This is a genomic window from Okeania sp. (assembly GCF_983059655.1).
In genome coordinates, this window is sequence record NZ_CEZPJD010000370.1 from 1 (window position 1) to 7,664 (window position 7,664).

A 7,664-nucleotide genomic window follows, 5' to 3' on the forward strand; every position below is an offset into this window, starting at 1 on the left:
AGCAAAATTTTCGACATCCGACTGTACGTCCCAGACCTTCATGAATCTATTCCACTGATAAAATGCGATTAATCCAAATAATATAACTTTAATTATTTGAGAATAAATACCTATTCAATTACCTGAGTAGAGCATTGTCTTTTAAGTTTAAAATTACTCTCTTACTCCTTTCAAAGTCTTTAAAATTAAGCTTTTCCAGGTTAACATTAAATTTTTCTAATAAAACAAAGTTATAAATAACCATAACAAGGGTTGCTTTTTTTCGAGAATAGTATTAATCTATAAATTAATGAAACAATAAATCTCGTTTGAAATCAGGGATTACCAATATATAAGCTGTTCCAAATCAAAAAAAGTTAAGAGAATGACTTATGATACTTGCCTACAGTTCAATATAATTAATGAAAGCCATAGATAATCTGGTAAACAGGCTTAGTAAATACAAGTTAACTCTAACTCTACAACAAAAACTCCACAATAAATAAATAGCAAAGCTCTACCCATAAAAACTTGAAATACTCATAACCTTAAGTTAAAAACAGGAAATCAATTATATCAAGTCTACTGAAAAAAGTTAAACAGATTAATTTATTCAGTAAAAGTGTATGTTAAAGACTAGAAAGTAAGTAATAAAAAGCATATTGTTGGTAAATTCTGTTGGCAACAGGGGATAACATCCCCTGTTTTTTTTGTTCATAGATATCTTTGATATCTTTAACAATAAAAAATCAAATCAATTATTTCCCCCTTATTTCCCCCCTATTCCCTATTCCCTCTTTTCTGCAGATGTCTAATGATTTTGAATAATTTGGTAAGAAACAATTTGCATCTTAGCTTTTTGAATCAATTAGAGATACTATAGCACTACGCAAATAGGTTAGGAAATTTATAAATGCTCAAACTCAGTCAGATATAGCAATTTATATCCTAATGAGATACAAAATTCGTTTGTTTTAGGGAGTAGGGAGTAGGGAATAGAAAATAAAAAAATCACTGTACCTCAGTAACTTGAGAAACGCTATATTACTTTTAACTTTTGATTTTTGACTTTTGACTTTATATTCTGACTCAGATGACACATTTAGTAAATTACGATAAACTATAAAAAATTAAATTGCCAAAACTTTTATTATTATACTTAACTAACTTAACTATCTATGCCAAGAAAAACTAAAAAAACAGCAACTTCTAATTCTCTACCTCAAGAAAACGCCCTATCATTCTCTTCTATTCATGCTAGGATTGATTTTCTCAACGAAAAGCATAAAAAACTTCTGACCAAAATCAAACGTAAAAAAACTGAGTTATCTAACCTGACTCAGCAAATGCAAACACTTACTCAAGAAATGGTTCAAAAAAGTAGACCATTTTATGAAAAAATTAATAGTCTAGATCAAAAAATTCATAGGCTATTTGAAAAAATTTTAAGTAATAAACGTTTAGGAAAACGTCAAAAACAAGAAGTTATAGAAATTTATCAAGTCTTACAATTAACAGGTAAAATTTCTCCTCGGCCAGAATATTTTAAACAGTCATCATCGGCAAATTTTCAAGATGAAGATAGAGATGATTATGAAAATACAAAAGAAAAAGATTTTTTCGGAGAAAATAATCATTACTATGAAAATGAAGATATTTCTCAACCACGTCCTAGTAGAGACCTGAGAAAAATATTCTTAAAATTAGCCGATAAATTTCACCCAGATAAAGCTAGCGATAATGAAACTCGTGGTTTCTATACTGAAATAATGAAAGAAATTAATATTGCTTATAAAAGTGGCGATCTAGCTCGGTTACTAGAGATTGAAAGAGATAAAAATCAAGAAAAAGTTAAGTTTTCCCAAAATGATAGTGAAAAAGAATGCGAACAATTAGAGAAAGAAATTGAACTATTATCTCAACAATATGAACAAGTTAAATCAGAATTACGAGAGGTGAAAAAAACTCCTCAAGGAAATATGGTAAAACAGTATCGCAAAGCAAAGCGACAAGGGGAAAATTTGATGGAAATGTTGGTTGCAGAAGCAGAAGTAGATCTACATTCTTTGCAAAAATTGCATAGTTTTGTTAAAGATTTTAAAGATCGAAAAATTACAGTACAAGAGTTTGTTAGAGGCCCTAATTATGTAAATATGGAAGATATGGTTCATGAAATGTTTGAAAAAATGTTTGTAATGATAAATCTTTGACGAAGTCAAAAGTTAAAAGTCAAAAGTAATAATTTAGGCTGTGGAAATTTTTCTAAGAGTATACCAACTCATATTAAATCTGGTTGAATAATTATTATAAAGTTGGGAGAGATGGATAGATTGAAGTAATTATAGAGTTATAAACATACACTGTATAACTGGATTCTATATTAGGAAAAAAGAGAATATTCTTAATGTCAAACCTCCTTATTGCAGAGGTAATGATAACTGACAACTGAGATGTCAAACCTCCTTATTGCAGAGGTAGTGATAACTGATAACTGATAACTGATAACTGAAATGACAGAATTTATTTCTTGGCAGGAACGCTATCTCAATTTAATTGACTATATAGTGGAAATTACTCTCAAAGGTCAAATTCGTTCTAAAGAGCAAGTATATCAAATGCTGGTAAAAGAAGTTAGCAGTGGTACGGGCGAAATTTTTGAACGTTGTTTTGATGAACGTCTGCAAACTTTCCAAAACCAAGTAGATACAGAAACTGATGAGTTAAAACAAGCAAAAGCTAATCGTCGTTTGCGGGCACTGAAAACTATTCAGGGAGAATGGGAGCGGTGGGAAAAACTAAATCAGACTCAAGAAGCGATCGCTGCTTCCATACAAGAAATTATTAATGCTGAGTCTAGCGATCGCCTGACTACTTTATTCAATGCTATCGATCCTAACCAAAAACAACCCCTGACTCTCAATCAACTACAAAAACTGGCACAAAATCTAGACCAACAAAAACTCCAAACTGCTGACCCTGAATTAGAAAAAGATTTGCAACAGTTTGCGACTGGTATTACTAAAGGTCTAGAAGCTTGGCAACGACTGCAACCTTATTTGGTAAGTTGGATTTATGACCAAAGTAGAGGTCAATTAGGATTTGGTGGTACTCCCGAACAACGAGGGCCATGGGTATTATGGGCAAAACAGGTAAATAGCTCTTTTCCAGAGGGTTTATTTAATACTATTGCTTTGGAAAAGTCGATTGTAGAATTTGCGAGTAAGGCGAGTATTGAAGCTAGTAATTTAGTTGAATTGGCATTAATTTTACAATGTTTACAAAGGGGATTAGTAGAATGGTTTGATAAGTTAATTTATGATGCTAAAGTAGGGGCAAAATTATCTATTTCTACTTTTTTAACTTTTGCTACTATTTGGTGTCAATTAGCTAATGGTTTTCAAGCTAGACCTCGTTTAACTAATTCTTGTTTTCAGGTAGCATTGCAAATTTTTCGTGCCTTTTCTCAACAGGAATATTTTCCGCTCTATGGTGGGATTTTTGCTTCTTTTTCTGGAGAATATTTACAGAATGCTTTGAGTTATTTAGATGCTCCTTTGCAAATAGTTAAGGGTACTCAAGCAAAGGCAAGAATTTTAACTTTATTGGGTTATTCTCAGCAAACTCTGGGGGAAAAATTAAGGGCAATGGAATTTCATAAACAAGCTTTAGAAATTGCCCAAGAGACGGAGGATAAATTCTGTGAAATTGCTAATCTTAATCATTTGAGTCGGACTTGTGTGGCGATGCAGGATTATAGTGAGGCGATTAATTATAGTCAAAGGGCGTTGATGTTTTCTCGACAAATAGGGGATAAAAAAGGGGAAGCTAATGCTTTAGCTAATTTAGGTTTTAGTGAAGTTTTCCAAGCTAGACAACAAGAAATGATGGAGACTGAGATTTATGAAAATGCGATTAATTATCTACAACAGGGTTTAAAGTTATCAGAAACTTTGGGAGATGGTCAGAGTAAGTCTCTTTGTTTTAGTAGTTTAGGAATTGCATTTATGGTGTTAGAAAAACCTGAAGAGGCTTTGTTATATTTGGTGGGTGGTTGGCAAGCTGCTCAATATTCTGGAGATTTATATTTGCAAGGTTTGAATTTGGCTTATCTTGCTCAGGCTTACTATAGTTTACAAAATTTAGAGCAAGCTATTTTTGCTGGTTGTTTGGGTATGTATTTGTTAGAGCAAATTGGTGCTAATGAATGGCGGCAAACTGCTGGGTTGATGGTTGTATTGAAAGGTCAGTTGGGAGAAGAGTTTAATGAGATTTTAAATCGGAAACGGTCAGAAATTTTGCCTGTTATTGGAGTGGATGGTTATGATTATATCCCTGAACTTTTGGTGAAATATCAACAGTCACTTTAGTTTTTTCGGGAGGAATACAGCTAAAGGAGTGGAGTATGTTTTTAATTCCAATTTAGCAAGAATTAAGCTGTTTTTCTCAAGTTCCACTTTAGCTGTGTCAGTTTTGGTCAAGAGCAAGCAAAACTTATTCTGGTTTTTTCCAACTTTTTATAATGGCCATTGTATGGTTGCTCTGTTGGCACGACGTAAAACACGGATATATATGGTAGGTCCTGGCAATTCTTTACAAAGAATACTATCAGAGCCGTTCTCTTTTATGTATTCCTGAAATATATCAAAACCGCGACCCATCCCTTCAAATACCAATAAGTTTAAAAGATACAACGAAATAGCTTCATCAACTGGATTTGATACAGGTGCTATGTCATCAATTAGCTGTTCCCAAGATAACCCTGGTGAGAATTTACCCGGACTATAAACTTCAAGTGCTTCTGGCGTTATGGTAACTTTTACTGTTCCTGTTAATTGGTAATCCCTATGGGCAATAGCATTAGAAATTAGTTCCCGTGCCACTCGAAGATCGATTTCTTCTACTTCACGTCTAAGTCCATCTCCTGCTATGTATGATATAGTTTCTGAATATTTTTTGACTTTTTCCACGAGAGCTTCAACTTGAAAACTTAAAGGACCATATATATCTTGTCTAATAAAATTCGATTCTCTAGGTCTCCCGAAAACAAAAACAGACCTAGCTTGGGGGTATATCATTTCAGGTCTTTTGTGAAAGCAGAGGACAGCAGATTTATGAAGTACATTTCTAGCTCCATCTTGAATGTGGGAATAAAGCTTGAGCTTTGATAGGACTTCCCCTAAATTAGCTGTCTTGTAAAGTTCTGGCTCGACCTTATTGGCATATTTCTCTAAAACCTCTAAATCTATATCTTCAATAGTAGCTTCTGGGCAAGGATGTCTATTAGGGTGAGTTTGTTCGTAGAGAATTTTCAGCTCTTCAGGTGTTCTTATAGAATGACTTGATTTAACATTGTCCGGAGTAGAATATTCCCTCTTTTTCCCTTGAGCAATCCAAATTTTTTTCTCAGCTCTATCCAGATGAAAAACTGAACGTTGCGGAAACTTTGAGTATTTTTCTTCTGTTTCTAATTTATGATTAATATAATCAACAATATCGTCAACATAAATTTTTCCATCATATGTTCCTTTTTCATCAAGACTCGTTTCAATACCCATGCAAAAAATATCAGTGAATACTCCAGATGAACCATCCGGTAATTCTTGACTTGTTTGAGTCTTTCGAGACGAAGCGATAATAGCAATTCCTTGAGGAATATCATCCTGTTTTATAGAGTTAAAAATATTATTATTTTTATTCCCTTCAAAAGCAGCTCCACTATGGCAAGCATCAAGAATAATAATGGCACGTTGAACTCCTACCCTACCTAACTCATTCATTAAATTATTGAACGGATACCATTCTGAATTACCCAACCCCATTTTTAGACAATATTGATTATTTCCCTGGATATCTCCATGTCCTGAAAAGTAGAATACTAACTGAGTTTTGATATCCCAATTTTCTAGAGTAGACTTCAAAATTTTTTCAAAGCCGTCTCTATTTTCACAATCATGTATTGGTGTAGATTTATTGGGAAGACACATCCCTTGCTCTGGGTTAGTCAGAATAGAGTAAACTCTTGAAACATCTCGCTTTCCTCCCTTTAGCTCTCCATTAGTTAACGTATTCAAAACTAAAGCAATTCTTTTTGGAAAAACTTCTGACATTAACCTTTACCTCTGCTTCAGTATTTGAACTTCAATATATTCATCTTCAACAGAAGGTTGGAGTTGATGCTGACGTATTATTTCTTGCAGTTCTATAACCTTTTGTGCTGACAAATTTTTGAGTAAATGCTTTTCCTTACAATTCCGAGTATAGACAACAACAAATACAGAATACTTCAGTTCTAATTCCTCATTCTGTTGTCTTGATTCCCAATATTGTAAAGTAGTGAACAAGGTTTGAATAGTAGTTAGAGTTAATGAAGCAATGTTTAAGACTATTGCTAAACTACCTTTCACCCCAGCTTGAGGCTCTGTTTTTTCAATTTCTACAGATAAGTCACATTCTTTTTCTATGAGATTAGCAAGTTCTTTAATATAAAAAGAATCCTCTCCTGTAACATCTCCCTCTAGTTTAATGTAAGCTTTCATAGCAATATTATTTAGTAAAATAAGCTTATTTTAGATAAATAATTGTATTATAGAACCGTAATAAGAATACTGTCAATATTTGCGAATGCTATCGACATATTATCAAATATAGTTATACAACACTAGAGCGATCGCTACTCCACAATTAAAGATAATTTTTAACGCTAACCTTTTTAACTTCTGACTTTTTTCCCTCTACTCATCCACACTAAAACTACAAATTTTTTTCAACACAAAACCATGATTTTCCTTCACCAAATCACCCCTACATAACACAGGAAAACGTTCTTGATATGCCCTAATAGCTGTCACATAATCCTGGTCAAATAATTCCAATTTTATCCGCTCCAACTTATTCATAACTACTCCCATTAAATCAACTTCTCCACTCAATTTATCTCCTTCCTGAGACCTCATCCCCACAACTAATCCTTGTATCTCCACATTAGTCAAATTACTAATTAAGTTTTGCAGAATTTCCGACTCAGTTTTATCCTCAAACTTAGCTAAATTTTCCACTAATAAATTTATAGTTACAGGAAAATCAACTACTTCTCGGTTCAAGGGTAAAACCAGAGTTAAATTAGACAATTTATTGCTCCAAATAATTGCCTCATTTTCAATCTCTCTTAGCTGCTGCCAACCTCGTTTTTCTAAATAATTAGCTACAACTTCCGCCTGAATATTTTTCAATAAATCAATATCTTTAGCATCTTTAATAATTAAATTCATAACTCTTCTACAGCATTCGCGATCGCGTAGCGGAACGGATGTTCTATCGCTTCTGAGCAAGGAATTTTAGTTGAATAAAAAGTCATGCGTATAGACGAGCAACCCTTTATAGTTTTTATAATATCACAAAAATTGCGAGGGTGGAACTGAAAATCCTTTGGCGCGCTGATTTTTTAGGAGCTTCAAAGAATGAAAATGTTTGTGGTTTTTTACGCTAGGAGGGATAGATGGAAAGATTCGATGATGGGAAAAATCAGCATATGTTTATTGGAGCTTCACAAGATGAAGATATTTCTGTTATTGCTCCTGGGGAAAATTCCTAAATACTCGATCGCGTAGCGGAACGGATGTTCTATCGCTTCTGAGCAAGGAATTTTAGTTGAATAAAAAGTCATGCGTATAGACGAGCAACCCTTT

5 protein-coding genes are annotated in these 7,664 nt (G+C 33.3%); 2 read left to right on the forward strand and 3 right to left on the reverse strand.

Translation table 11 applies throughout. From position 1 onward, the window contains the following. Positions 1-1,157: 1,157 nt before the first annotated feature. On the forward strand, positions 1,158-2,189 hold the full coding sequence (locus tag AC3DU7_RS19475; RefSeq protein ID WP_488040967.1) for a hypothetical protein: 1,032 nt from the start codon (positions 1,158-1,160) through the stop codon (positions 2,187-2,189). 300 nt (positions 2,190-2,489) lie between these two features. Beyond that, a complete protein-coding gene (locus AC3DU7_RS19480; RefSeq protein ID WP_488040968.1) occupies positions 2,490-4,346 on the forward strand; it encodes a tetratricopeptide repeat protein in 1,857 nt (618 codons plus the stop codon). A gap of 147 nt (positions 4,347-4,493) precedes the next feature. Here AC3DU7_RS19480 and AC3DU7_RS19485 read toward each other — a convergent pair whose 3' ends face one another. The 3 genes from AC3DU7_RS19485 to AC3DU7_RS19495 form a co-directional block, all read right to left on the reverse strand. Continuing rightward, positions 4,494-6,086 carry a caspase family protein gene (locus tag AC3DU7_RS19485; protein ID WP_488040969.1) on the reverse strand — a complete coding sequence of 531 codons (1,593 nt, stop codon included), beginning with the start codon at positions 6,084-6,086 and terminating at the stop codon, positions 4,494-4,496. A 6-nt stretch (positions 6,087-6,092) separates the two neighbouring features. Further along, the gene (locus tag AC3DU7_RS19490; protein WP_488040970.1) at positions 6,093-6,515 is read right to left on the reverse strand and encodes a hypothetical protein; all 423 of its coding nucleotides are present in this window, start codon (positions 6,513-6,515) and stop codon (positions 6,093-6,095) included. Positions 6,516-6,710: 195 nt separating this feature from the next. After that, a complete protein-coding gene (locus AC3DU7_RS19495) occupies positions 6,711-7,247 on the reverse strand; it encodes a hypothetical protein (RefSeq protein ID WP_488040971.1) in 537 nt (178 codons plus the stop codon). Positions 7,248-7,664 lie beyond the last annotated feature (417 nt).

What these genes read in the sequence shown, in the direction of transcription:
- AC3DU7_RS19475 (WP_488040967.1), top strand. Translation starts at nt 1,158, where the DNA reads ATGCCAAGAAAAACTAAAAAAACAGCAACTTCTAATTCTCTACCTCAA.
- AC3DU7_RS19480 (WP_488040968.1), top strand. Translation starts at nt 2,490, where the DNA reads ATGACAGAATTTATTTCTTGGCAGGAACGCTATCTCAATTTAATTGAC.
- AC3DU7_RS19485 (WP_488040969.1), bottom strand. Translation starts at nt 6,086, where the DNA reads ATGTCAGAAGTTTTTCCAAAAAGAATTGCTTTAGTTTTGAATACGTTA.
- AC3DU7_RS19490 (WP_488040970.1), bottom strand. Translation starts at nt 6,515, where the DNA reads ATGAAAGCTTACATTAAACTAGAGGGAGATGTTACAGGAGAGGATTCT.
- AC3DU7_RS19495 (WP_488040971.1), bottom strand. Translation starts at nt 7,247, where the DNA reads ATGAATTTAATTATTAAAGATGCTAAAGATATTGATTTATTGAAAAAT.